Origin of the sequence: Actinomadura sp. NPDC048032 (assembly GCF_040653175.1) — a bacterium.
Taxonomy (GTDB): domain Bacteria; phylum Actinomycetota; class Actinomycetes; order Streptosporangiales; family Streptosporangiaceae; genus Spirillospora; species Spirillospora verrucosospora.
The window spans coordinates 1-1,368 of sequence record NZ_JBEZJP010000798.1 but is presented as its reverse complement, the minus strand read 5'-3'; the positions used below and the strand labels follow the sequence as shown (position 1 = coordinate 1,368).

Genomic DNA, 1,368 nt, shown 5'->3' with positions numbered 1-1,368 from the left:
GGCCGCACATGACCGTGCGGGGCAACGTGGGCTATCCGCTGCGGATGCGCCGCACGCCCAAGACCGAGCGGGCATCGGCTGCCGCTCCTCGATCACGTGGTCGATGAGGCCGTAGTCCAGCGCCGTGTGCGCGGTGAACACGCGGTCGCGGTCGGTGTCGGCGCGCAGCGTCGCGATGTCCTGCCCGGTGTGCCGGGACAGGATGCTCTCGATGTCGGCGCGCACCCGGACGACCTCGTCCGCCTGGAGGATGAGGTCCGGGATCGCTCCGCGGCCCTGGCCCATCGGCTGGTGCAGGACGACGCGGGTGTGGGGCAGCGCCGCGCGCTTGCCGGGAGTGCCCGCGGCGAGGAGGACGGCGCCGACGGCGACCGCCTGCCCCACGCACGTCGTCGCCACCTGCGGGCGGATGTAGCGCAGCGTGTCGTACACGGCGAGCATCGCGCTCGGGTCTCCCCCCTCGCAGTTGATGTACAGCTGGATGTCGCGCTCGGGGCTGTCGGACTCCAGGTACAGCAGCTGCGCGACGAGCGCGTTCGCGACGCCCGCGTCGATGGCGGTGCCGAGGTAGATGATCCGCTCCGTCAGCAGGTGCGAGTAGACGTCCATGATGCGCTCGCCGCGGGGGTGCTGCGCGATGACGTTCGGGATCGTGTAGGTGCTCATCGTGCGGCTCCTCCGGACGGGGCGCCGAGCCCCACGGGTCGGTGTCGGGTCGGCATGACCTCGTCGAACGTGCTGACGATCGCGTCGACGAAGCCGTATTCGAGCGCTTCGCCCGCCGTGTACCAGCGGTCGTGCAGCGAGTCCTCGAAGACCCGCTCGATGGGCTGGCCGGTGTCCTCGGCGATGAGCCCGAGCACCGTGTCGCGGGTGTGGCGCAGGTCGTTCGCCTGCAGCTCGATGTCGACGGCGGCGCCCGCGATCCCGGCGGAGCCCTGGTGCATCAGCACGCGGGCGTGCGGCATGGCGCGGCGCTTGCCGGGCGTGCCGGACGACAGCAGGAACTGCCCGGCGCTGTAGGCGATGCCGAGCACCAGTGTGGACACGTCGCACGGGATGAGCCGCATGACGTCGCGGATCGCCAGCATCGACGGCACCGACCCGCCGGGGGAATGGATCCACAGCGCGATGTCGGTCGAGGCGTCCTCCCTCGCCAGGATCATCAGCTGCGTCGCCAGCAGCGTGCCGTTGTCGTCGTCCAGCGGGCCGTCGAGGACGAGGACGCGCTGCTGGTAGAGCTCGCGCCGCACTCGTTCGTTGAACAACGGGATTGCCTGTTCCTCGCTCATGCCCTTCACTCTGCGCCCGCCCGCGCACCTGGAGACGGTGGGGTTCGAAGGCGCGCCCCGGGTGCTGGGGTACGAC

Annotated in this window: 2 protein-coding genes; both read right to left on the bottom strand. The window is 71.0% G+C overall.

The window, feature by feature from the left end:
• Nucleotides 1–666 (bottom strand): ATP-dependent Clp protease proteolytic subunit (locus AB0C69_RS42310; protein ID WP_360362600.1); only part of this gene is annotated, 666 nt, incomplete at its 3' end.
• Nucleotides 663–1,268, bottom strand: coding sequence for an ATP-dependent Clp protease proteolytic subunit (locus tag AB0C69_RS42305; protein ID WP_360362597.1), 606 nt, complete (start codon nt 1,266–1,268; stop codon nt 663–665). The genes AB0C69_RS42305 and AB0C69_RS42310, both read right to left, overlap by 4 nt.
• Nucleotides 1,269–1,368 lie beyond the last annotated feature (100 nt).